Source organism: Kitasatospora sp. McL0602 (assembly GCF_052076145.1).
Lineage (GTDB): Bacteria > Actinomycetota > Actinomycetes > Streptomycetales > Streptomycetaceae > Kitasatospora.
In genome coordinates this window covers 6,486,742-6,508,135 of record NZ_CP197246.1, presented here as the reverse complement: position 1 = coordinate 6,508,135, position 21,394 = coordinate 6,486,742, and the positions used below count along the sequence as shown (strand labels likewise).

General features: G+C 72.5%; 24 protein-coding genes and 1 tRNA gene. 12 read left to right on the top strand and 13 right to left on the bottom strand.

Annotation, left to right across the window (positions count from 1 at the left end):
* The first annotated feature begins 201 nt into the window (after positions 1 to 201).
* Positions 202 to 696 carry an HAD family hydrolase gene (locus ACR68M_RS29560; RefSeq protein WP_441247209.1) on the top strand — a complete coding sequence of 165 codons (495 nt, stop codon included), beginning with the start codon at positions 202 to 204 and terminating at the stop codon, positions 694 to 696.
* Between the two features lie 71 nt (positions 697 to 767).
* Here ACR68M_RS29560 and ACR68M_RS29555 read toward each other — a convergent pair whose 3' ends face one another.
* The 4 genes from ACR68M_RS29555 to ACR68M_RS29540 form a co-directional block, all read right to left on the bottom strand.
* Positions 768 to 1,484 (bottom strand): G1 family glutamic endopeptidase, encoded by a 717-nt coding sequence (locus ACR68M_RS29555; RefSeq protein WP_441247208.1) that lies wholly within the window; start codon positions 1,482 to 1,484, stop codon positions 768 to 770.
* A gap of 168 nt (positions 1,485 to 1,652) precedes the next feature.
* Positions 1,653 to 2,246, bottom strand: coding sequence for an AAA family ATPase (locus ACR68M_RS29550; protein ID WP_441247207.1), 594 nt, complete (start codon positions 2,244 to 2,246; stop codon positions 1,653 to 1,655).
* A complete protein-coding gene (locus ACR68M_RS29545; RefSeq protein WP_441247206.1) occupies positions 2,243 to 2,767 on the bottom strand; it encodes an AAA family ATPase in 525 nt (174 codons plus the stop codon). Before ACR68M_RS29545 ends, ACR68M_RS29550 begins: the two co-directional genes overlap by 4 nt.
* A 32-nt stretch (positions 2,768 to 2,799) precedes the next feature.
* Positions 2,800 to 3,741 (bottom strand): LysR family transcriptional regulator, encoded by a 942-nt coding sequence (locus tag ACR68M_RS29540; protein WP_441247205.1) that lies wholly within the window; start codon positions 3,739 to 3,741, stop codon positions 2,800 to 2,802.
* Positions 3,742 to 3,875: 134 nt separating this feature from the next.
* On the opposite strand from ACR68M_RS29540, the gene ACR68M_RS29535 reads away from it, so the two are divergent.
* From ACR68M_RS29535 to ACR68M_RS29525, 3 genes are all read left to right on the top strand, one after another.
* Positions 3,876 to 5,144 (top strand): MFS transporter, encoded by a 1,269-nt coding sequence (locus ACR68M_RS29535; protein ID WP_441247204.1) that lies wholly within the window; start codon positions 3,876 to 3,878, stop codon positions 5,142 to 5,144.
* Positions 5,141 to 6,058 (top strand): aminoglycoside phosphotransferase family protein, encoded by a 918-nt coding sequence (locus ACR68M_RS29530; protein WP_441247203.1) that lies wholly within the window; start codon positions 5,141 to 5,143, stop codon positions 6,056 to 6,058. The genes ACR68M_RS29535 and ACR68M_RS29530 overlap by 4 nt, the downstream gene beginning before the upstream one ends.
* A gap of 35 nt (positions 6,059 to 6,093) precedes the next feature.
* Positions 6,094 to 6,168, top strand: a tRNA-OTHER gene (locus tag ACR68M_RS29525).
* A gap of 23 nt (positions 6,169 to 6,191) precedes the next feature.
* Here ACR68M_RS29525 and ACR68M_RS29520 read toward each other — a convergent pair.
* Positions 6,192 to 6,860, bottom strand: coding sequence for a hypothetical protein (locus ACR68M_RS29520; RefSeq protein WP_441247202.1), 669 nt, complete (start codon positions 6,858 to 6,860; stop codon positions 6,192 to 6,194).
* 175 nt (positions 6,861 to 7,035) lie between these two features.
* On the opposite strand from ACR68M_RS29520, the gene ACR68M_RS29515 reads away from it, so the two are divergent.
* Entirely contained in the window at positions 7,036 to 8,247 is a 1,212-nt protein-coding gene (locus tag ACR68M_RS29515; RefSeq protein ID WP_441247201.1) for a sensor histidine kinase, read from the top strand.
* A complete protein-coding gene (locus ACR68M_RS29510) occupies positions 8,244 to 8,885 on the top strand; it encodes a response regulator (protein WP_441247200.1) in 642 nt (213 codons plus the stop codon). The genes ACR68M_RS29515 and ACR68M_RS29510 overlap by 4 nt, the downstream gene beginning before the upstream one ends.
* Before the next feature lie 101 nt (positions 8,886 to 8,986).
* Here ACR68M_RS29510 and ACR68M_RS29505 read toward each other — a convergent pair whose 3' ends face one another.
* The 5 genes from ACR68M_RS29505 to ACR68M_RS29485 form a co-directional block, all read right to left on the bottom strand.
* Complete coding sequence (locus ACR68M_RS29505) at positions 8,987 to 9,880, bottom strand: hypothetical protein (protein ID WP_441247199.1); 894 nt, start codon at positions 9,878 to 9,880, stop codon at positions 8,987 to 8,989.
* Positions 9,881 to 10,031: 151 nt separating this feature from the next.
* On the bottom strand, positions 10,032 to 10,709 hold the full coding sequence (locus ACR68M_RS29500; RefSeq protein WP_441247198.1) for a response regulator: 678 nt from the start codon (positions 10,707 to 10,709) through the stop codon (positions 10,032 to 10,034).
* On the bottom strand, positions 10,706 to 11,989 hold the full coding sequence (locus tag ACR68M_RS29495) for a sensor histidine kinase (RefSeq protein ID WP_441247197.1): 1,284 nt from the start codon (positions 11,987 to 11,989) through the stop codon (positions 10,706 to 10,708). Before ACR68M_RS29495 ends, ACR68M_RS29500 begins: the two co-directional genes overlap by 4 nt.
* 1 nt (position 11,990) lies before the next feature.
* Positions 11,991 to 13,223, bottom strand: a complete 1,233-nt coding sequence (locus tag ACR68M_RS29490; RefSeq protein ID WP_441247196.1) for an acyltransferase family protein — start codon at positions 13,221 to 13,223, stop codon at positions 11,991 to 11,993.
* Positions 13,216 to 14,256 carry an alpha/beta hydrolase gene (locus ACR68M_RS29485; protein ID WP_441247195.1) on the bottom strand — a complete coding sequence of 347 codons (1,041 nt, stop codon included), beginning with the start codon at positions 14,254 to 14,256 and terminating at the stop codon, positions 13,216 to 13,218. The genes ACR68M_RS29490 and ACR68M_RS29485 overlap by 8 nt, the downstream gene beginning before the upstream one ends.
* A 228-nt stretch (positions 14,257 to 14,484) precedes the next feature.
* On the opposite strand from ACR68M_RS29485, the gene ACR68M_RS29480 reads away from it, so the two are divergent.
* Entirely contained in the window at positions 14,485 to 15,183 is a 699-nt protein-coding gene (locus ACR68M_RS29480; RefSeq protein ID WP_441247194.1) for a VOC family protein, read from the top strand.
* A gap of 11 nt (positions 15,184 to 15,194) precedes the next feature.
* On the opposite strand, the gene ACR68M_RS29475 is transcribed toward ACR68M_RS29480, so the two are convergent.
* Positions 15,195 to 15,701: a MarR family winged helix-turn-helix transcriptional regulator gene (locus ACR68M_RS29475; RefSeq protein ID WP_441247193.1), complete on the bottom strand. Its 507-nt coding sequence runs from the start codon at positions 15,699 to 15,701 to the stop codon at positions 15,195 to 15,197.
* A 121-nt stretch (positions 15,702 to 15,822) separates the two neighbouring features.
* On the opposite strand from ACR68M_RS29475, the gene ACR68M_RS29470 reads away from it, so the two are divergent.
* From ACR68M_RS29470 to ACR68M_RS29460, 3 genes are all read left to right on the top strand, one after another.
* A complete protein-coding gene (locus tag ACR68M_RS29470) occupies positions 15,823 to 16,665 on the top strand; it encodes an NAD(P)H-binding protein (RefSeq protein WP_441247192.1) in 843 nt (280 codons plus the stop codon).
* A 36-nt stretch (positions 16,666 to 16,701) separates the two neighbouring features.
* Positions 16,702 to 17,181 (top strand): MarR family winged helix-turn-helix transcriptional regulator, encoded by a 480-nt coding sequence (locus ACR68M_RS29465; RefSeq protein ID WP_441247191.1) that lies wholly within the window; start codon positions 16,702 to 16,704, stop codon positions 17,179 to 17,181.
* 102 nt (positions 17,182 to 17,283) lie between these two features.
* On the top strand, positions 17,284 to 18,507 hold the full coding sequence (locus ACR68M_RS29460; RefSeq protein ID WP_441247190.1) for a beta-ketoacyl-[acyl-carrier-protein] synthase family protein: 1,224 nt from the start codon (positions 17,284 to 17,286) through the stop codon (positions 18,505 to 18,507).
* Positions 18,508 to 18,537: 30 nt separating this feature from the next.
* Here ACR68M_RS29460 and ACR68M_RS29455 read toward each other — a convergent pair whose 3' ends face one another.
* Complete coding sequence (locus ACR68M_RS29455; RefSeq protein ID WP_441251747.1) at positions 18,538 to 18,897, bottom strand: RidA family protein; 360 nt, start codon at positions 18,895 to 18,897, stop codon at positions 18,538 to 18,540.
* 146 nt (positions 18,898 to 19,043) lie between these two features.
* Here ACR68M_RS29455 and ACR68M_RS29450 point away from each other — a divergent pair, with 146 nt between their 5' ends.
* Positions 19,044 to 19,679, top strand: a complete 636-nt coding sequence (locus ACR68M_RS29450) for an HAD-IA family hydrolase (protein ID WP_441247189.1) — start codon at positions 19,044 to 19,046, stop codon at positions 19,677 to 19,679.
* Between the two features lie 20 nt (positions 19,680 to 19,699).
* A complete protein-coding gene (locus ACR68M_RS29445; RefSeq protein WP_441247188.1) occupies positions 19,700 to 20,203 on the top strand; it encodes a GNAT family N-acetyltransferase in 504 nt (167 codons plus the stop codon).
* 16 nt (positions 20,204 to 20,219) lie between these two features.
* On the opposite strand, the gene ACR68M_RS29440 is transcribed toward ACR68M_RS29445, so the two are convergent.
* Entirely contained in the window at positions 20,220 to 21,362 is a 1,143-nt protein-coding gene (locus ACR68M_RS29440; protein WP_441247187.1) for a methyltransferase, read from the bottom strand.
* Between the last annotated feature and the right edge of the window lie 32 nt (positions 21,363 to 21,394).

The window sequence follows — 21,394 nt, the reverse complement described above, 5'->3', positions numbered from 1 at the left end:
AGACCTCAGGCAGGTCTCATCGTCCCAGCTCAGAAGACACTTTCGCGTTCCCGGCCATGATTCGGTCCCAACCCCAAGTGAAACGCGCAGGCTAATGGGGATGCCTGCCCCCGGTGCGACGGCCGGCGTGGTGCTGGCAACGCGCTGGACGCAAATTCCCCGATTCGACACGGCACCCTGGTCGATCATCGAAGCGCGGTCATGGAGACGATCGGCCAGATCGTCCAGGCCGCGCCGAACGCGACGGATCCGCCGGAGGGGCTGGTGACCTTGTGGTGGACGCTGGAGGCGCGCCACATGCGGGAGTACCTGGCCGGTGAGTGCTCCTTCGCCGAGCACCACCGTCGCAGGGTCACCAACGGGGACCCCGGGCAGCAGCGCGCCAAGCTCGCCCGCTTCAGCCTCCTCGAGTACTTCGAAGCCGTCCTGACCCCGACCGAGCTCGGTGCGGCCAAGCCCGCCGCCTACGCCGCCGCGTGCCGGTGGATGCGGACGGACCCCGCGCAGGCGGTCAACGTGGGAGACATGCTGGAGAGCGATGTGAACGCAGCCGCCCGCGCCGGGCTCACCGGCGTCTGGCTGGACCGCGGCATCGACTTCGTCACCGGTGGACCATCGCCGACGGCGGACGAGTCGGTGCTCCGGATCGAACGGCTCACCGACCTCCCCGACCAGCTACTACGCAGGAGTGCCTGACCGGCTCTCACCCCCGAACGCTCAGCCCGCCAACCGAGTTGACGGGCTGAGCGAGTGGCGCGGGGGTGCGGTTACTCCCGCAGGAACGTGTCGCTGAAGCTGGTGCCGCCGGAACCGAGCGCGCTGGTGCGGGCCTCGTAGGCGCCGTTGGACGGGTCGAGCGCGACCGGGCCGAAGGATCCGAGGGACTTGCCGTTGACGGTGGCCGAGCTGAAGTTCAGGGTGCCGAAGTTGGGGTAGGCCCCGGTCGGCGACTCGATGATGACCTCGGCGCTGGCGCGGCTCGCGGAGAGCGTCTTGCTGGTGGTGTAGGTCCAGCCCCGCGAGGAGTTGGTCAGCTTCAGGGTGTACTTGTTGCTCCCGGCGTAGGTCACCGAGGCGGTGATGACGTTGCCGGCCGCCACCGGGTACGAGCTGGTGCTCAGGTAGACGGGGGCCGCCGGGTACATCTCGTACCAGGCCTGGTGCACGGGGCTGCCGCTGGAGCAGTCGGTCGCGACCCCGGTCTGCTCCACGCTGGACGAGCCGTACCCGTCGATGCCGACCCAGGGGGCGTAGAGGTCGTTGCTGGAGTTGCAGGTCGCCTTCGCCTCGGTCCAGGTCGCCGAGACGGAGGTGAATCCGCTGCCCGTGGCGGCGTAGCCGCCCCAGTTGTAGCCGTTGGTGTTGTAGTGCAGGGGGCGGAACGACAGTCCCTGTGCGGCGGCCGCCGTGGTCGGCGCGGCGGGGACGGCGAGGGCGGTCGCCGTTGCCGCGAGGGTGACGACGCGTATCAGGAATCTGCGCATGGTGGCTCCTATGTGGGGGACGATCAGGATGCTCACGCGCCAGCCCGAGCCGTGTGGGCGGCTTCGAAGGTGGCAGTACAGGATTACCGACTGCCATGGGCATGGCAAGGGCTGTGACAGCATCAGTCGATAAGTGAACTGCCTTACCGGACAGCAGTCTTGACGACTTCACCCACGAGCGGGGCAGGACGACTGGGGGTCGAGGTCGCGCGTGGCGAACTCGACGATCCGGTCCAGGGACGGTTTCCAGCCCTGTGTGGTGTCCACCACCAGGCAGGGGACGTCGAGCGCGATCGGGGCCCATGACTCGATCGGCTGCTCGCCCTCCGCGATGCGGCGCAGGAGATCGGCGTCCGCATGAACGGCACGGGAGGGCACTTCGGCCGCCCGGCGGCTGATGCGTACGCGGGCGAGTTCAGGATCGACGACGCAGCGCACGACGCGGATGCCGGCCAGGCCTGCCAGCGGCTCCAGGCCCGGACGCCACAGGCGGTCCTGGAACGCCGTCTCCGCCACCAGGCTCGTTCCCGACTTCAGGAGCTCGCCGATGGTGCGGAAGAACTCCTCCAGCGTCTCCAGGTCCAGGTGTTCGGCGGGATCGGCACCGGCGGCGGCCATCCGCTCCTTGATCTCGTCGCGACAGACCGCCGGCCAACCGAGCGCGTCGGCCAGGGCGTGCGCCAGGGTCGTCTTGCCCGCCCCGGGCGGGCCGCTGACGGCGACCAGCGTGGGGCGTCGTGTCCCGCCGCCGGTGGAGGTCAACTCTTCACGGCCTCGGCGATCTGCTGGGCGGCCTGGGCAGGCGTGAGGTGCGTGGTGTCGACGACCTCGGCCTCGGCGTGCAGCCAGGTGCGGGCCGCCTCGGCATAGGGCTCGAGGTACTTGAGGCGGAACCAGGAGTTGGGGCCGACGACGGTGTCCCCCGCGATGCGCGCGCGCAGGGTGTCCTCGTCGGCGTGGAGCACGAAGTGCCTTACCGGGATGCCGTGTTCGGCGAGGCCCGTGCTGATCTCGCGCCAGTACTGCTCGACCAGTACGGTCATGGGCATCACCAGGGTGCCGCCGGTGTAGTCGAGCACGCGGCGGGCGGTCTCGACCACGAGCGGCCGCCACGGCGTCCAGTGCTGGAAGTTGTCCGTCTCGGGCAGCCCCGGTGTGATGTCCATGAGCGTCTCGCCGACCTTCTCGGCGTCGAACACCCGTGAATCCGGGATCAGTTGCTGGACGAGTGCGCCGGTCGTCGTCTTGCCTGCGCCGTGGGTGCCGTTGAGCCATACGATCATGGGATCGACTCTAACCCGGTGGCGGGCGGCCATCACGGGATCACCCAACTCGGCATCCAGGAACCGGCAGTGTCGTGGCCGACCGCCGTGCTGGTGGTGGCGGTGAGGTGGGCGCGGAGGGTGGCCAGCGCCGGGTGGGGGTTGTCGCGGTGCCAGAGGAGCGAGTGCGGGTAGACGGGTGTCGGGTCGGTCACCGGGATGCGGCGCAGGCCGTGGTCGGCGGGCCAGATGAGCCGGGTGTGCTCGCCCATGAAGGTGGCCAGGGCGGGGGTGTCGGCGATGGTGTCGAGGAGGGCGTCGGAGCCGAAGTTGGGGCCGGTCGCCTCGATGGTGAGGCCGAACTCGGCGACGAGCTCGTCGTAGTAGGCGGTCCACTCGGTGCCGGGCACGACACCGGGCATCCAGATCCGGTGCCCGGCGAGCTGGGCGACGGTCACCGACCGGGCGCCCGCCAGCAGATGGCCGGGGCCGGTGAGGAGTTGGAGCGGCTCGTCGAGCACCCGGACGGACTCGATGTCCTCGGGGAGGGGCCGGCCGGGCATCGCGACGGCGCGGAAGGACGCGTCGATCGCACCGGACCGGATGGCGGCGACGGCCGCCTCGATGTCGAACAGCATCACCACGTCGAGCTCGACATCGGGATGCACGCGGTGGAAGCCGCGCATCAGGCCCGACTGCGCACTGCGCGAGGTGAGTACGTCGACGCGCAGCGGACGACGGCCGGCGCGCACCGAGTCGGCCGCGCGCTCGGCGACGCGCAGGAGTTCGCGCGCGTGGGGCAGGAACGCCTGCCCGTCGATGGTGAGTTCGGCGCCGCGCGGGGTGCGGGTGAACAGCCGAACGCCGAGGTTGCGCTCCAGGGCGGCGATGCGCTTGGAGACGGCCTGCTGGGTGACCGCCAGCTCGGCGGCGGCCTCCTGGAACTGCCTCGCGTCGGCGGCGGCGACGAAGGTCCGGACGGCATCGAGATCCATACCGACACCCTATGTCTACAACTGTTGGTTGTGGCGTGGCGGCCCTGTGGTTGTTTGACCCCCGGGTGCGGCGCCGGATTTGATGCTGCTGATCGCGAATCGGTTGTGCAGGTGAGTGGCGAGGGGCGTCGGAGATGCGGAACGGGCACCGGCTGGGGCGGCGGTTCGGGTGGCTCTGGGGAGCGTACGGGACCAGCGCGCTCGGCACCTGGCTCGCCTTCGGTGCGTTCCCGCTGATCGCCATCCAGGTGCTGCACTCCGGACCGGCCGAGGTCGCCGCGCTCTCCTCCGTCGGGGCTGCGGTGGGCGCGGCCGTCGCGGTGCCGCTCGGGCCGTGGGTGGAGTTCCGCCGAAAGCGGCCGGTGCTGGTCGCGATGGACCTGGTGCGGTTCGGGGCGCTGCTGACGATCCCCGCCGCGTTCGCGCTCGGTGTGCTCACCTTCCTCCAGCTCCTGCTGGTCTCGGTCGTCGTCGCGGCGGCCGACATCACCTTCCGCGCCGCCTCCGGCGCGTACCTGAAGACACTGCTGCCGGCCCAGGACCTGCTCGTCGCCAACGCCCGGTTCGAGTCCACCGCCTGGACGACCACGATCATCGGGCCACCGCTGGGCGGCGCGGCGATCGGCCTCCTCGGCCCGGTGGCGACGGTGGTGGCCGACGCGGTCAGCTACCTGCTCTCGGCCCTGGGCATCCACGCCATGGGCGGGCCCGAGCCGCAGCCCGCGCGCCGGGAGGACGGGCGCATGCAGGCCGGGCGCATGCGGCCCGGGGGTCTGCTCGACGGCTGGCGGTACATCCTCGCCGACCGGGCGCTGCGCCCGCTGCTCGTCAACACCGCCCTGTTCAACGGCCTGGTGATGGCCGCCTCGCCACTGCTGGCCGTCCTGATGCTCGGCCGGCTCGGGTTCGCACCGTGGCAGTACGGCCTCGCCTTCGCCGTTCCCTCGGTCGGCGGGCTGCTCGGTTCGCGGCTAGCCCGGCCGCTCGTCACCCGGTTCGGGCAGCACCGCGTCCTGGTCGTGGCCGGGGCCCTGCGCGCGGTCTGGCCCGTCGGCCTGGCGTTCGTCGGGCCGGGCACCGGGGGGCTGCTGCTGGTGATGGGCGTCGAGCTCGGGCTCATCCTCTGCTGCGGGGTCTTCAACCCCGTCCACGCCACCTACCGCCTCGACCGCACTGCGACCGACCGGGCCGCCCGCACCCTGTCCGCCTGGGCGGTGACGACCAAGGCCTCGGCCGCGCTCCTGACAGCCGTCTGGGGCGTGCTGGGCAGCCTGCTCGGCCCGCGTACGGCCATCGGGCTGGCCGGCCTGCTCCTGCTCGCGACCCCGTTGCTGCTCCCCCGCCGCGCGGCGGCGCAAATCGCTGGCGGCACCGCGGCTTTGGCGGAATGCTCACAACCGTGACGATTCACGAGAACGAGATCCGGGTGGACGAGGCAGTCGTCCGGTCGCTGTTGCGGGAGCAGCGACCGGAGTGGGCCACTCTGCCCGTCTCACCCGCCGGCGCGGGCACGGACAACACGATGTACCGGCTCGGCACCGGGCTGGTCGTGCGGTTGCCGCGCACCCAGGACAACGCGCAGGCCGTACGGAAGGAACAGGCCTGGCTGCCACGGCTGGCGCCGCATCTTCCCTGTCGCATCCCGGAGCCGGTGCACGTCGGCACGCCGAGCGCCGTGTTCCCGTTCGCCTGGTCGGTGTACCGGTGGATCGACGGCGATGAGGTCGCTTTTGGGTCGGTCACCGACTGGGCTGCCTTCGGGGCCGACCTGGCAGCGGTCGTGCGGAGCCTGCACTCCGTCCCCCTGATGGGGGCCGCCCGGCGGGGCGAGCTCAGCTGGTACCGCGGCGGCGGCCTGCGGGCCTGTGACCGGTCGATCACCACGTACTTCGACGAGTGCCGGACGCTCCAGGGCCTGGACCTCGACATCAGGCGCCTTCAGCGGCTGTGGCGGAGTGCACTCGAACTGCCCGAGCCGTCGGGCCGGCAGGTGTGGCTCCACGGAGATCTCAAACCCAGCAACCTCCTGGTGCAGCAGGGGAAGCTGCACGCGGTCCTCGACTTCGGCTGCCTCTCGGTCGGCTTCCCCGACGCCGAGCACTCGACCCTGTGGGACCTGCCGCCGGAGGCGCGACAGGCGTACTGGGACGCCACCGACCTCGACGAGGTGACGTGGCTGCGCGCCCGCGCGTGGGCCGTCGCCGTCGGAGTCGCCGGGGTGTCGTACTACTGGACGACCTACCCTGCGTTCGTCAGCGAGTGCCTGTCGCGTCTTCGCGCGATCCTGGAGGCTTCCGACGAGCTGCGAGGCCGATGAGAGACCGCTGGGCGTATGATCGCGCCGGTATCGCCGCCGTGGGGTAGCTCAGTTGGAAGAGCAGCCACTGCTTGTGGCAGGCCGAGGGTTCGATGCCCCTCCCTGCGGCGGCGGTATCGCGACCGCAACTCCGTCATCGGACCGGCACGGGCGCGAGGTCTGCGGGGCGGACGGTGAACCCGCCCTCCCGCACCGGGGCGAACGGCGCCGGTGCCATGCAGGTGCCGACCTTGGCCTCCACCGGCTGGCCGTGGCTGTCCTGGTCGAAGTTGACGATGTCCCAGGAGAAGCCCAGGCGGTCCTGGCCGTGGCTGTCGAGCACGCTGATGCCGACCCGCTTGCCGATCCAGTCCTGCACCTGCGGGGAGGCGGAGGTGATCACGGCCGTCAGCGTGGCCGTCTTGTCTCCCGTCACGAGGCAGTCCACCGTCCCCTCGGCCGTCGCCGTCTCGTTCTTGGCGGCCACCCAGTGCGAGATCTTGATCGTGCCGCGAGCGTCGGTGGGCAGGCTGGGCATCTGCGGCAGCGGCTGGCTGAACGGAACGGCGTGGGCGTCGACGGTGAAGTGGATGTCGTCGTTCGGCGAGTAGGCGTAGAAGATCCGGGCCGACCCGACCACGCTCGCCACCTTCTGGGCAGCCGAAGCGGGGGTCGGTGCGGCAGCCGGAGCGGCAGCTGGTGCGGGGGTCGAGGCCGAGGCGGCGGTGTCGACCCCGGTCAGGGCTGCGGCGGTGAGAGCGGCTGCGGCGACGACCGCCCAGCGGCGAGGGGTCGAGACGGCGGTGCGGGTGGTGATGGGCATGGTGTGCTCCTCTGTCCGCCTGCATCGGCAGGCCTCGGGGTGATGAGACATAGCCTCGCCCGTGCGGCTCCGCCGCGGCCATCTGCCGATCGGCAGACTGTGGCGGCCCGACCGGACCCGCCTCTGCCGAATGGCAGAGGCGGCCGTCGGCTCGGGCTCCGTAGACTCGGCGCCTGTGGGGATCTTCAGAAGGACCGGACTGACGCGACGTCAAGAAGCGGTCGGCGTCGCCGTCGCCGCTGCGGCAGCAGCGGCTGTGACCGCCGCGCACGCCACGAGCCCGTTCGCGACCGTGCCACTGGCCGCGACGGCCGCGGTGGTGCTGTGGGGGCTCGGCTGTCTGCCGGGCTCGCGCAGCCGGATCGGGGTGCCGGCGGCGCTGGCCGGAGGTCTGTCGCTGGCGGCGACGCTGGCAGCCGCCCTGGGGGGCACGCGGCCCGCGCCGGCGGCCGGGGCCTGGAAGTTCCTGGAGGTGGCCCTGCTGCTCCTGCTGCTCTGCGCCACGGCCCGCTGGGCTCCGCGACGTCAGGCGGTGGCCGCCGGGACGACCATCGCCGGAGCGGTCGCGCTCTGGACACTGCCGTTCATCGACGACTCCCCGTTGGTCAGCATCGCCGCCTGCCTCTCCTGGGCACTACCGGTGCTGGCCGCAGCGGTCGTCGGCTGGTTCCCACGCTGGACGCAGCACCAGCGCCGCCAGGCGGTCGCCGACGCACGCCGTGAGCAACGGCTCGCCCTCGCCCGCGATCTGCACGACTACGTCGCCCATGACATCAGCGGCATGGTCGTCCAGGCGCAGGCGGCCCGGTTCGTCGCCGCGACCGACCCCGGGCAGGCCGTCGCCGCACTGATGCGGATCGAGAAGGCCGGGCTGAACGCACTGGCGTCGATGGACCGGACGGTCCAGATGCTGCACGACGCAGAGGAACCCCGTACGGCCGCACCGCTCACGCCCCTGCCGGGGCCGGAGGACCTGGCCGACCTCGTCGAGCGGTTCGCCGGTGCCGACGTCCGGCTCGACGTCGACCCGCAGGCTGCGGCGGCGCTGTCCCGCGAGGCGGGCGCGACGGCATACCGCGTGGTGGTGGAGGCGCTGACCAACGTCCGCAGACATGCCCCGGACGCCGAGCGGATAGACGTGACCGTGGAGCAGCACGACGCCGGCAGCGCCGACGGCGTTCGGGTCCGGGTGGTGAACAGCCCGGCGGGCACTGCGGCAGGGGTGCTCGGGCCTCGGAAGGGCCGGGGCGGGAGCGGACTGACGGGCCTCGGCGAGCGCGTCCGGGCACTCGGCGGGGTGTTCACCGCCGGTCCGTACGAGCGCGGGTGGCTGGTGGTCGCCGTCCTGCCCGGCCGCAACGCCGATGAGGCATCATGGGCGAAATGACGACCCGAATCCTGATCGCCGACGACCAGGACGACATCCGTAGCGGCTTCCGGCTGATCCTCGACTCGCAGCCCGACATGACCGTGATCGCCGAGGCCGCCGACGGCGTCACGGCGCTGGAGAAGGCCCGGCTGCTCAAACCGGACGTGGTGCTGGCGGACATCCGGATGCCCGGTCTCGACGGCCTGGAACTCACCCGGCAGCTCAGTGGTTCGTCGAGCCGGGTGGTCGTGGTCACCACCTTCGACCAGGACGACTACGTGCACGCGGCGTTGCAGGGCGGCGCCTGCGGGTTCCTGTTGAAGCGCTCAGGGCCGAACCTGCTGATCGAGGCCGTGCGCGCGGCGATGGCCGGGGACACCCTGATCAGCCCTCAGATCACCGTACGGCTGCTGCGGCAGCTGGCGACTCCCGCCCCGCGAGCTCCTGCCCCGAACCCACTGACCGAGCGGGAGTCGGAGATCGTCCGGCTGGTGGCCCAGGGACGGACCAACCCCGAGATCGGCACCGAACTGTTCATCTCCGCCGGGACGGTGAAGACCCACCTCGCCAACATCCAGGTGAAGCTGGCCGCACGCAACCGGGTCGGCATCGCTGCCTGGGCCTGGGAGACCGGCCAGGTCGCAGCCGTGTCGTAGGCACGCAGCTGCGGGCGGGTTCCGTCAGCCCCGGGCAGCGGAGTTGCGGGCCGCGTACCAGCCGTCCGTCATACGAGCGACTCTAGACACCCGCACCGACATCAGGCCGAGGGGGTGGTTGCCCGGGGGTGGTCGTTGCTGCGGCGGAGGAGTCCGTAGGCCCAGCGTTCGTTGAGGCCGGCCAGGAAGCCGACGCTGCCCCAGAAGAACCAGGCCTTGATCAGGGACTGATGGGCGGCCAGGGGCAGGGGGGCTGGGCCGCAGAGGCCGTCCGGGGCGGCGGGCGGGGTGAGCAGGGTGAGGATGCCGCCGTTGATGAGCAGGAAGAGGGAGGTGGCGAGGAACCAGCCGACGACGACCCGGTACCAGCCCTCCTGGCGCATGGTCTGCGCCAGGTGCACGGGGTCGGTCGGGATGTCGGGGGTCGGGCTGCCGCCGGGGCCGCGTTGGAGGAGCTGGTAGGAGTCGCGGAGCCGGATGACGACGCTGAGGACCGCGCCCATCGCACCGCCGGAGAAGCACACCAGGGCGTACAGCAGGCTCAGTTGTTCGGGGCAACCGATCGGGCTGCCGAAGAGCCGCGGCAGCGTGCGGCCCAGCGCGAGGACCACGACCAGGACGACCGGGCTGAGCAGCACGCCGAAGGCGAGGCCGGTGTTCAGCCCGCGTCCGCCGGCCAGGGCCGCGTCCGTGGCGAGCCGGTGGGCGGCTGCGTCGGCTTCGACGGTGAGGCGGTCGTCCGCCGCCGGGGCCTGGGGTTCGCGCAGGGCGCTGCGTACGGCCAGCTCCAGGGAGCGGCACACGTCCTCGCGGGTGCGTTGCTCGAAGGCCCGCTGGGCGGCGGCGTGAAGGCGTTCGGTGCGGGCGAGTTGCTGGGGTGCGGCCTGGCGCAGGCGGTCCAGCTCAGGGGCGTCCTCGGCCAGGCCGAGGGCCTCCGCCAGGGTGCTCGGCACGCTCGGGGCGGCTCCGACGAACCACTCCACGGCCCGACGCATCCGGCGCTTCAGACGCGTCTGACGTGTCTGATGTGTCTGGTGCATCCGAGCTGTCCGGTCTGCCTGCTGCTCACTCATCCGTGCCCCGCCCCCTTGGTTTCCAGGGCAGTTGTACCGCCCCTCGCCCCTCGGGGGAAATCCGGCTCCCGGCTCAGTACCCCGCCGGACGCACCAGGCCCGTCTCGTAGGCGAAGACCGCCGCCTGAGTCCGGTCGCGCAGGCCCAACTTGAGCAGGATGCGGCCGACGTGCGACTTCACGGTCTGCTCGGCGACCACCAGCTGCCCGGCGATCTCGGCGTTCGACAGCCCTTGGGCGATCAGCGAGAGGACTTCGGTCTCGCGCTCCGTCAGATCGCCGACCCGGTCCTTCAGCGGTGTCCGGACGCTGCTGGTCATCCGGGAGAACTCGGCGATCAGCCGCTTGGTGATGTTCGGTGCGAGCAGGGCCGCGCCCTCGGCCACCACCCTTACGGCCTGGGCCAGTTCGGCGGCGGAGGCGTCCTTGAGCAGGAAGCCGGAGGCACCCGCGCGCAGTGCCTCGTAGACGTACTCGTCCAGGTCGAAGGTGGTGAGGACGAGCACCTTGACGGTGGCGTCCCGGGGTTCGGTGATCCGGCGGGTCGCCTCGATGCCGCCGAGCTCGGGCATCCGGATGTCCATCAGGACGACGTCGGGGGCGAGTTCGGCGACCTTGGCGACGGCGTCGAGGCCGTCGACCGCCTGGCCGACGACCTCGATGTCCGGCTCGGCGTTGAGCAGCACCGAGAGGCCCTGGCGGACCATCATCTGGTCGTCGGCGATCAGCACGCGGATGGGCGGCGGTGTCATGAGCTGTCCTTGACTGTGGTGGCGGCCGGCTGCGTCGGCAGGATCGCGACGACTTCCCAGCCGCCTTCGGGCGTTGCCCCGGTGGCCAGTTGGCCGCCCAGCGTGCTGGCGCGCTCGCGCATGCCGAGCAAGCCGTGTCCGGCGCCGGTCGAGGGCGGGGCGGGGTGGTCCGGCGCGGAGTTTGTGACCCGGATGGTGACGCCCGTGGGGCGGTAGCCGAGTTCGACCCGGACCTCGGTGCCGGGCGCATGCCGCATCGCGTTGCTCAGCGCCTCCTGGACGATCCGAAAGGCCGACAGTTCGACGCCCGGCGGCAGACCGCCCGGCTCGCCGGTGGTGCCGACCGTGACCGCCACTCCGGCCCCGCGTACGTTGGCGATCAGCTCGCCGAGCCGTTCGAGGGTGGGTTGCGGGGCATGTCGGGCGGCGTCGGGCAGGGCGTCCTCGGAGCGCAGCACGCCGAGCACCCGGCGTAGTTCGGCGAGCGCCTCGACCGCGTTCTGGCGGATGCTCACGAGGTTCTCGGTGAGCTCCTCGGACGGGTTCTCCGCCAGGTGCCGGGCCACCTGCGCCTGGATGGAGATGACCGACATGTGGTGGGCGACGACGTCGTGCAGCTCGCGGGCGATCCGGGTGCGCTCCTCCAGCACGGTGCGGCGGGCCCGCTCCTCGGCGGTCAGCTCCTCCTGCACGACGAGCTGGCTCCGGGCCACCCGGCGGCCGCGCAACGAGGTGCCGACCACCGTGACGATGCTGAGCAGCACGATCGCCATCGGCGTGTCCTGGCGGCCCTCGTGGGTGAACTCGCAGGCCGTCCCGACCAGGATGCTGATCACCAGCACTTCCACCGCGATCCGTGGGCGGAGGTACAGCGCGACCAGGAACAGCACGGCCACCTGTACGAGCCCCCCTACACCGACCCAGGGGAGCAGGACGAAGTCACCGGTGTAGTGCGCGGACTGCGCGCCCAGGATCGTGACGCCGATGGAGACCCACCACGCGAGGACCGGCCGGGAGAACGCGAGCACGAATGCAGCCGACTGGAGGAGGGCGAGCATGGTCGCGAGCTCCGTGCTCAGCCCGAAACCACCGGTGAAGCGGCCCAGGTTGACGGCGCAGAGCACGGCCGCGCCGAGCATCTGGGCCACGACGGCCCACTGCCGCCGACCGGGCCCCCGGCGGCGCCCTTCGAGCGGCAGCGGATCGGCGGCCCCCGTCAGCAGGTCCTCGCGCAGCGTACGAGGCAACGCCCGCAGGGCCTCGCCGAGGCTGTCCGCCATGTCACTCCCCCTTCAGAAGATCTACTGTATGAGAAACCGTCAGCCGCATGCCCACAGGGGTGGGCGCCGGCCGGGCGGTCCGCTGCCCGGCCACGACCAGGCTGCGACCCCGGGAGCGGCTACGGGAGCGACTGCGGGGACGGCCCTGCTCGTAGGAGCGGAACGCGGCCCAGCAGATCAGCAGCGCCACCGCGAACACCGGCAGCCAGGCCAGCCGGGCGAGGATCCAGGCCGGGCCGTCGGGCACCGTGTGCAGGCCGGGGAGGGCGCGGCCGGTGAGCAGGCCGGTCGCGGTCGTCGCCATCATCGCGGTCTGGTGCCAGAGGAAGATCGTCATCGCGGAGAGGTTGACCAGGGCCACCACCGCCCAGGCGGTGGGCCGGGCGAGCACCCGGCGCAACGGGCCGAGCAGCAGCAGGGCACCCCCGCACTGGGCCAGACCGAAGGTGACGACGGCCAGCGTCGGCGGGTCGAGGTTGGAGATCGCCACCCCGGGCACCCCGACCATGGCGGCGGGGTAACCGGCCCACAGCACCAGCCCGGTGGTGGCGGCGGCGCCGCCGAGCAGCAGTGCCCATCCGGTCGCCCGCCCGGTCAGCCGGCCCCGGGCCCAGGCGGCGCCCAGGCAGTACGGGACCAGCCAGCCGGCCGCGACGTTCACCGAGTGGAGCCAGGCCGGGCCGCCGTACCCGAAGCAGGCCAGGTCGACGGACGCGACGACCGCGAGCGGGTAGACCGGGTGCAGCCGTGCGACCAGTGGGGTGGCCGCCGTCAGAGCTGAGAAGACCAGCAGGAACCAGAGCGGCGAGACGGCCAGCTTCACGAGCGTGTGCACGGTCTCCAGGCCGACGCCGGAGGCGACCATCGCGCCCGCCGTGACGGCCCACACGGTGAGCACGGCCGCGACCGGCCTGCTCAGCCGGGCCAGGCGCGCGCCGAGCCACTGCCCGTACGTCGTGCCCCGGGCCCGCGCTGAGGTGTAGCTCCCGACCGCTACCTGGCCGCCGACCAGGAAGAACACGGCGAGGGTCTGGAACAGCCAGGAGATCGGGGCGAGTTGGGGCATGTAGCGGAGCGGGCTGGCGCCGCGCACCGTGCCGCTCTCGACGACCAGGGCCGAGACCAGCCAGTGCCCGAGCACCACGCCGAGGATGGCCAGTGCGCGTAGCGCGTCGACGGCGCGGTCGCGGCCGGGCGGGGTGGCGGAGTCGATCCGCCGGACGAGGTCACGCATCACGGTCCTCCGAAGCGGGTGCCTGCAAGGCTGACGGGGTCTGGGAGTTCTGCGAGCTCTGCGAGTTCCGGGAAGGCGGGGAAGCCTTGGAAGGTGGGGAGACGATCCGGGCGATGGCGGCGAGGGCGACCGAGCCGGGCTTCAGGTAGTCGCTGTGACCGCCGTCGCCCGCCGCGAAGACCTGCGCGCCGAACGCCGCCGATACCGGGTCAGCCCCGAACCCGAGGGTGGCGAAGGGGAGTTGGAGCCTCAGGTGCGGCACGTCGCCGATCCAGTCGCCGGTCGCCCGACCGGCCCAGACGGTGGCTCGGGTGTGCAGGGCGGCGACACTGTCCACGCCGACCCCCGGGCTGCCGAAGAGCACGATGTCCGCGACATCGAGACCAGGGCCCCGGGCGGCGGCCTGTCCGCAGACGACCGACCCGTACGAGTGACAGAGGACGGAGAGCCGGGCCGTGGGGCGGGCTGCCCTCAACTCACCGACAAAGCCCTGGAGTTCAGGGGCCGCCTGGATGGCCCGGTCGGGCGTCACGACATCCGGGCCGACGGTGCTCGGCGTCCGGTAGCCGAGCCAGGCGACGACTGCCGCCCCACGGCCCAGCTCCTTCGACAGGGCGGCCGCACCTGCCCGGAGGCGCTCGTAGCTGTCGAGACTGGTGTCCGATCCGGGGACGAGGACGGCTATCCGCTCGGCACCGGCGAGATCGCCGAAGACCTCCACGCTGCGGCCGCCGTCCCGCCCGTCGAAGGTAAGGAACTGGCGCCCCATACCGGCCATGGCATGCAGCGCGACGGCCCGCCCCCGGTCGCCGTGGTCGGCGGCGGCCTGCTCGGCGGCTCGGATGCCGGCCCGGTTGGCGGCGTAGCGCTCCACCAGAGCCGCCGAGGTGGCGGCGGACGGGGAGTCGAAGGCCGCGACAGCCACCGGGGCGGGCGCCGGGACTGCCCCGGGGCGGGCGGCGGCGGACACCGGCAGCGCCACCGAGAGCACGACAAGGGCAGCGAGCAGAGTGCGTCGCAGGCGGGACGCCATAGGAGTGGTCCTTCCGTACCGGAGGTCTTTCGTACTTCCGGTACCGAAGTTATGGATCACACCCTGTAGTTGGCGCCCCGCCGGAGAGGGCACCTGGCGGCTAGCTCTCAGGTACTACGGGTCTTACGGGCCGGCTCGGGCCATGATGGTGCTCGCGCTCGACGCGGCGCGGCGGCATCAGCATCAGCAGTGGCAGTGGCAGTGGCAGTACGAGCAGGGGGAGTCACCATGTCGACAGAGCTGGCCGCGATTGCCGTCGAGGCTCTGGACGTGCCCGCGCTGGCGCGGTTCTGGGCGGCGGCACTGGAGCGGCGGCCGGTCGAGCACGAGGGGGCGGTCGCACTGCCGCCGCAGGACCCCTCCGGGGTCGGGCTGCTCCTCGTGCCCTCGGCCCGGCCGAAGCGCGGCAAGAACCGCGTGCACCTGGACCTCGCGGGCGACGCGGACGAGGTACGACGGCTGCTCGGCCTGGGCGCCACCCGGGCGGACATCGGGCAGGGGGCGGTGCCGTGGGAGGTGCTCACCGACCCCGAGGGCAACGAGTTCTGCGTCCTGCCGGGCGTCGACACCGGCGACCACCTTGCTGCGATCAGCCTGGACTCCGCCGACCCGCAGATCCAGGGCCCCTTCTGGGCCACCGTCACCGGCTGGACCGTCGTGGCAGAGGGCAGCTGGGGAGTCCGCCTGCGCTCACCCGCCGGGACCGGCCCGACGCTGGTGATGGGGCCGCCCGTAGCGCCGAAGCGCGGCCGCAACCGGCTTCAGCCGGTGGTCGAGGCCGCACCCGGCAGCTCCCTCGCCGCCACGGTCGCCCGCCTGACCTCCGCAGGCGCCACAGAGGTCCCAGAACTCGGAGGCACACGCCGGGAAGCCCTGTTCACCGACCCAGAGGGCAACGAGTTCCGCCTACGCGGCCCGGAGCGATAACCGGGCCCGGCTCAGCGGCGGCGGAGCGCCGCCAGCGAGTCGGAGTACTTCAGCATCAGCCGGGCGAACTCCAGGCGTTCGTCGTCGGCCCAGTCGGCGGTGATGTACTCGAAGGCCGAGCGCTGGTGACGGCGGAAGCGGGCCATCAACTCCCGGCCCTCGGGGCTGAGGTGCAGCACCGTCCGGCGGCCGTCCTGCTGGGAGGCGGCGCGGATCAGGTGACCGGCCGAGATGCAGTCGGAGACCATCCGGCTGGCCACCGAGGGGTCGACGCTCAGGTAGTCGGCCACCGCGCCGACGGTGACCTCGCCGGCATCGCCCTGCTCCGCCTCCAGCACGATGTTGAGCACCAGCGTACGGCTCAGGTCCTTCTGCGAGATCGGGTTCTCGACGTCGAGGAGCGAGGCGCGGCGCAGCTTCCCGAAGGCCGGGCCCACGGCGTCCAGCAGCTCGTCGGCCGTCCTGGGCTCGCGCTTCTCGCCGGGCCCACGCTTCGCGTCCGGTTCGTGCTTCGTCATGGGCGCCATCGTACCTAGATGACTTCCCGAAGACATGTGTTGACGTGAAAACGTGTGCATGCAAGCATGCATATGCCTGCCAATACAGAACGACGAACACAGAACCGACTGGAGTCTCCCCATGACCACTCTCATCACCGGCGCCCGTGGCAAGGTCGGCCGAGCCGTCGTCAGCCGCCTGCACAGCGCCGGAGTCGCCGTCCGGGCCGCCAGTGCCGAGCCCGCTGGGGCGGCCGTCCCGGCCGGCGTCGAGGTCGCCGAGCTGGTGCTCGACCGGCCCGAGACCTTCGAGCCGGCCCTGCGCGGCGTCCGGCAGGTCTTCCTCTACCCGCAGCCCGCCGGCATCCACGAGCTGGTGAAGGCCGCCGAGGCGGCAGGCGTCGAGCACGTCGTCCTGCTCTCCTCGTCCTCCGTGCTCGGCGCGGACGCCGAGCACGACCCGCTGGCGATCCACAGCCTCACGGTCGAGCGCGCGCTCGCCGGCTCCGGGCTCGTCCACACCTTCCTCCGCCCGGACGCCTTCGCCAGCAACGCGCTCGGCTGGGCTCATCCGATCAGCCGCTCACTGCCGGTCCAACTCGCCTACCCGGACGCCGAGATCGCGCCGATCCACCCCGAGGACATCGCCGACATCGCCGTCGAGGCCCTGACCGGCGACAGCCTCACCGGCCGCTCGGTCACCCTGACCGGCCCCGAGTCGCTCGCCTTCCGCGCGCAGCTCGCCGTGCTCGCAGGCGTGCTCGGCCGGGAGATCCCGGTCGAGCGGATCAGCCGGGCCGAGGCGGAGCGCCAGCTGGGTGCCCACCTGCCCGCACCGATGGTGACCTCGCTGCTCGACCTGTGGGAGGCCGCCGACCACGGCCCGGCCACCGTCGCGGACACCACCGAGACCCTCCTCGGGCGCCCCGCCCGCACCTTCCACCGGTGGGCCACCGAGAACGCCACCGCCTTCGCCCGCTCCTGAGCCCTTCCCGACCGCCTCGACACTCTGGAGTACGCCATGAAGCCCATCGGCTACTGGCTCAACCGCACCGACCAGGCCCTCACCGCCGCCATGGACACCGAACTCGCCGGGTCCGGCCTCACCCGGCTCGGCTGGCAGGTCCTCAACGCCGCCGGGGGCGCCCACCCCGCGACCGAGGCCGACGTCCTGACCGTGCTCGCCGCCAATGCCGACCCGGCCACCCTCGCCGCCACTGTCCGGACGCTCGCCGCCGCCGGCTGGGTGCACCGCCCGCAGCCGGACCAGCTCGCCCTGACCGAGGACGGCCGGGCCCGGCTCGCCGAGGTCTTCGTCCGGGTCGCCGCCTTCCGCGAGCTGTCGGCGGTCGGCATCTCACCCGAGGAGTACCGCACGGCCGTCTCCGTCCTGGAGCGCATGACCGGGAACCTGGAGTCCGCATACGCCGGGGACCGCCACCAGCCACTGTCGAGTCTCCACAACCAACGGACACCAGACTCAGTGGATCTTCGCAGCTGATTGCACGTCACCAGCTTGGCATAGTAGCCACCAAGACACTCGCACCCGGACGACCATCCGGGTCAGGGGTTGTTGATATACAACAAGTTAGGGGTCGACCCGGTGTATACAGACGACAGGCACGCGGTGGTGACGGGCCTCGGGGCGACGACGCCGCTGGGCGGGGACGTGCGCTCGACCTGGGACGGGATGCTGACCGGGCGGTCGGGGATCGGGCCGATCGAGGAGGAGTGGGCCGCCGCGCTGCCGGTGCGGATCGCGGGGCGGCTGGCGGTCGAGCCGACCGAGCTGCTCGACCGGGTGAAGGCCCGGCGGATGGACCGGTGCGAGCAGATCGCGCTGGTCGCCGCCCGCGAGGCGTGGGCGGACGCGGGGGCGCCCGAGGTCGATCCCGAGCGGCTGGCGGTGGTGATCGGTACGGCGACCGGCGGCGCGCTGACCATGCTGGGGCAGGACGACGTGCTGGAGACCTCCGGCGTCCGGCGGGTGTCGCCGCACACCGTGCCGATGATGATGGCGAACGGTCCGGCGGCCTGGGTCAGCATCGAACTCGGTGCCAAGGGCGGCGCCCACACCCCGGTCAGCGCCTGCGCGTCCGGGGCGGAGGCGATCGCGCTCGGCCTCGACCTGATCCGGCTCGGGCGGGCCGACGTCGTGGTGGCCGGGGGGACGGAGGCCTGCATCGGCGCGCTCCCGCTGGCCGGATTTGCCCAGGCGAAGGCCCACTCGACGCGTAACGACGCCCCGCAGCAGGCCTCCCGCCCGTTCGACGTCGACCGCGACGGCTTCGTCATCGGCGAGGGCGCCGTCGTGGTGGTGCTGGAGCGGGCCGGATTCGCCGCCGCCCGCGCGGCGCGGGCGCACGCCACGCTGGCCGGAGCCGCAGTCACCTCCGACGCCTACCACATCACCGCCGCCCAACCCGAGGGCCAGGTACGGGCGATGCGCCTCGCGCTGGCCGCCGCCGGGCTCTCACCCCGGGACATCGCGCACGTCCACGCCCACGCCACCTCCACCCAGCTGGGCGATCTGGCCGAGGCCCGGTCCGTGACCGAGGCCGTCGGCACCCACCCCTGCGTGACGGCGACCAAGTCGATGACGGGGCACCTCTTCGGCGCCGCCGGGGCCATCGGCGCACTCGCGGCGATCCTCGCCGTCCGCGACGGTGTCGTCCCCGCGACCCTGAACCTGGACACCCTCGACCCCGAGGTGCAGCTCGACGTCGTCACCGGCAAGCCCCGCTACGGCGAGCTGACGGCGGCCCTGACCAACTCCTTCGGCTTCGGCGGCCACAACGCCTCGCTGGTCTTCACCCCGGCGCCCTGAGCCGCCGCCCGGCGCCCTCCCGGCGCCGGGCTACCGAAGCACGGCCAGCGCGTCCACCTCGATCCGGCAGCCGGGGATCACCAGACCGGCCACCTGGACGGCGGAACTGGCGGGCGGCAGCTGGACATCGATGAACTCGTCGCGCACCCGGCGGAAGGCCGGGAGGTCGGCCAGGTCGGTGAGGTAGATCGACAGCTTCACCACATCGGCGAAGCCGGCGCCGGCCGCCGCCAGGGCCCGCTCCAGGTTCTGGAAGACCTGCCGGGTCTGCGCCTCGGCGTCACCCTCCCCCACCACCTTGCCGTCCGCGTCCAGCGGGAGCTGCCCGGAGACCGCGACCGTGGCGCCGGTGAACGCGACGGCGTGGCTGTACCCGTTGGCGGGGGGCATGCCGTCGGGGCGTACGAAGTGCTGCACTGGTCCTCCCAGGTGATCTGTCTGTCAGCCGGCCGTTCGAAGATCCTCCGAAGATCCTCTCAGAGGGCGCAGAGCCGTCCAACTGGCAGAGCCACCCGCATACCTGATAGTCAGACCACGTGACTCTCACCGAGAACCCCCGCGACCTGCCCTTCGACGCCGTGCTGTGCGATCTGGACGGGGTGATCCGGTTCTTCGACCACCGCGAGGTCGTCCGGCTGGAACAGGCTGCGGGGCTCGCCCCGGGCAGCACCGCCGGGGCGGCGTTCGCTCCGGGGGTCGGGATGCCGCTGGTGCTCGGGGAGTTGACCAAGCCGCAGTGGCGGTCGGCGATCGCCGACGGGCTGGCCGGGCGAGTGCCGACGCCGGAGGCGGGCCGGGCCCTGGCCGAGGCGTTTGCCGACAGCCCGAGTTGGGCCGACGGGACGGCGGTGGAGCTGCTGCGCCGGGCGCGGGCCCACGTCCCCGTCCTGCTGGTCACCAACGCCACCCGCTGGCTGGAGGACGACCTCGCCGCGCTCGGCCTGGACGACTTCGCCGCCGACGCGGTCAACAGCGCCCGCGTCGGCGCCGCCAAGCCGGACAAGCGGATCTACCAACTCGCCGCCGAGCGTGCCGGAGCGGCCCCCGACCGCTGCCTGTTCGTCGACGACCGCGCCGAGAACGTCGCCGCCGCCGTCGCCCTCGGCATGACCGGTGTCCTGCACCGCACCCCCGCCGACCTGGCCGGAGCGCTGGCGGGGCACTGGAGCTGACCCCGCGTACGCTGCCGGTCGTGGAGTACGAGATCGAGGGACTGGCCGCCGAGGACATCGACCGGGCGGAGCCGCTCTGGGCGCAGCTGCTCGCCCACCACGTCCGGGCGGCGCCGCAGTTGGCCGCTCTGGGGGCCGTCCGGACGGCCGAGGAGTCGTGGCGGATCAGGCGGGCGCAGTACGTGGAGTGGCTGGCCGACCCGCTGACGCTGGCGCTGCTGGCCCGTGGCCCGGCCGGGCCGCTCGGCTACGCCGTGGTGCGGGTGGTGGAGGCGCCCGGGTCGTGGGAGTGGGGGGACAGGGCGGGGGTGCTGGAGACGCTGACCGTCGACGAGACGGCCCGTGGCGGCGGTGTCGGCCAGGCCCTGCTGGACGCCGCACGGGCGCACGTCGCCGGGCAGGGCCTGACGGCGATGCGGGTCTCGGTGGTGGCGGGCAACGTGGGCGCCCTGCGGTTCTACCGCCGGGCGGGCGCAGTCGACTTCGTCCGGGTGCTGGTGCTCCCCGTCGGGCCGCGTCCCTGACCCCGCCCGCGCAGGGTCAGCGCCGGACGGACCGCAGGACGACGAACTTCGGGTCGCTCGCCACGAGTTCGCAGTTGCCGAAGAGGCGGCGCAGCTTGACGTGGTACCCGAGGTGGCGGTTGCCGACGACCCAGAGCTCGCCGCCGGGGCGCAGCGCGTCACGGGCACCGGTGAACATCCGCCAGGCGGTGGCGTCGGTGGTCGCCTGGTGGCTGTGGAAGGGCGGGTTGTTGAGCACCAGGTCGAGCGAGCGGGCGGGGGTGCCCGTGAGGCCGTCGCCCGCCCGGAAGGTGGCCTTCGCGGTGGCGGGGAGGTTGGCCCGGAAGGTGGCCTCGGCGGAGGCGACGGCCTGGTGGGACTCGTCGACGAAGAGCAGCTCCGCCTCGGGGTTGGCGAGCGCGGCGGCCGTACCGACGACGCCGTTGCCGCAGCCGAGGTCGGCGACCAGCTCGGGGCCGCTGCGGCGGGGCAGGTGGCGGAGCAGGAAGCGGGTGCCGATGTCGAGGCGTTCGGCGCAGAAGATCCCGGCGTGGTTGGTGACGGTCCGTCCGGAGACGACGCCGATGTCGGTGGGCAGGGCGTAGCTGCGCGGCCAGGGGCTGGGGGTGCGGGCGAGGGCCGGGTCGGGCGTGCAGAAGATCAGCCGGGCCTTCTTCGCGGCCAGCGAGGTGCGGGTCGGCCCGATCAGCCGCTCGAAGAGCTGGAGCGTCGAGGTGTGGATCTCGGTGACCATGCCGGTGCCGATCACCACGGTGCCCGGGTGGATGGCCGGGGCCAGCCGGTGCAGCTGGTCCTCCAGCAGCGCGAGGCTCTTGGGCACCCGGACGAGCAGGGTGTCGATCCGCTCGGGCGGCGGGTCCTGAGTGGTGAGCAGTTGTACGGCGTCCGGCTCGGCGGTGTTGCGGCGGAGGTTGGCGGTGGTCGCCTGCCGTCCGAGGTAGGAGTCGCTGATCTGCACCGGGCGGTGCGCGGCGAGCGCCGTGACGAGCGCTCCCCAGCGGTCGCCCAGCACGACGACGGTGCCGCTCGGTTCGGGCCCCTCGGCGAGGTGGCGCAGCAGGTACTCGTCGGCGGCGTCCCAGGCGCGGAGCTGGTCACGCGGGTCCGCAGGGTAGCGGGTGAGGTCGAATGCGCCGGTGGACGTCGTCAAACTGTTCATCGTGCCCTCAGGCTAGCCGAGAGCGCAGGAGC

Coding starts and splice junctions, on each gene's coding strand:
- ACR68M_RS29560 (WP_441247209.1), top strand. CDS start 202: ATGGAGACGATCGGCCAGATCGTCCAGGCCGCGCCGAACGCGACGGAT.
- ACR68M_RS29555 (WP_441247208.1), bottom strand. CDS start 1,484: ATGCGCAGATTCCTGATACGCGTCGTCACCCTCGCGGCAACGGCGACC.
- ACR68M_RS29545 (WP_441247206.1), bottom strand. CDS start 2,767: ATGATCGTATGGCTCAACGGCACCCACGGCGCAGGCAAGACGACGACC.
- ACR68M_RS29540 (WP_441247205.1), bottom strand. CDS start 3,741: ATGGATCTCGATGCCGTCCGGACCTTCGTCGCCGCCGCCGACGCGAGG.
- ACR68M_RS29535 (WP_441247204.1), top strand. CDS start 3,876: ATGCGGAACGGGCACCGGCTGGGGCGGCGGTTCGGGTGGCTCTGGGGA.
- ACR68M_RS29520 (WP_441247202.1), bottom strand. CDS start 6,860: ATGCCCATCACCACCCGCACCGCCGTCTCGACCCCTCGCCGCTGGGCG.
- ACR68M_RS29510 (WP_441247200.1), top strand. CDS start 8,244: ATGACGACCCGAATCCTGATCGCCGACGACCAGGACGACATCCGTAGC.
- ACR68M_RS29505 (WP_441247199.1), bottom strand. CDS start 9,880: ATGCGTCGGGCCGTGGAGTGGTTCGTCGGAGCCGCCCCGAGCGTGCCG.
- ACR68M_RS29500 (WP_441247198.1), bottom strand. CDS start 10,709: ATGACACCGCCGCCCATCCGCGTGCTGATCGCCGACGACCAGATGATG.
- ACR68M_RS29495 (WP_441247197.1), bottom strand. CDS start 11,989: ATGGCGGACAGCCTCGGCGAGGCCCTGCGGGCGTTGCCTCGTACGCTG.
- ACR68M_RS29490 (WP_441247196.1), bottom strand. CDS start 13,223: ATGCGTGACCTCGTCCGGCGGATCGACTCCGCCACCCCGCCCGGCCGC.
- ACR68M_RS29485 (WP_441247195.1), bottom strand. CDS start 14,256: ATGGCGTCCCGCCTGCGACGCACTCTGCTCGCTGCCCTTGTCGTGCTC.
- ACR68M_RS29480 (WP_441247194.1), top strand. CDS start 14,485: ATGTCGACAGAGCTGGCCGCGATTGCCGTCGAGGCTCTGGACGTGCCC.
- ACR68M_RS29475 (WP_441247193.1), bottom strand. CDS start 15,701: ATGACGAAGCACGAACCGGACGCGAAGCGTGGGCCCGGCGAGAAGCGC.
- ACR68M_RS29470 (WP_441247192.1), top strand. CDS start 15,823: ATGACCACTCTCATCACCGGCGCCCGTGGCAAGGTCGGCCGAGCCGTC.
- ACR68M_RS29465 (WP_441247191.1), top strand. CDS start 16,702: ATGAAGCCCATCGGCTACTGGCTCAACCGCACCGACCAGGCCCTCACC.
- ACR68M_RS29455 (WP_441251747.1), bottom strand. CDS start 18,897: ATGCCCCCCGCCAACGGGTACAGCCACGCCGTCGCGTTCACCGGCGCC.
- ACR68M_RS29440 (WP_441247187.1), bottom strand. CDS start 21,362: ATGAACAGTTTGACGACGTCCACCGGCGCATTCGACCTCACCCGCTAC.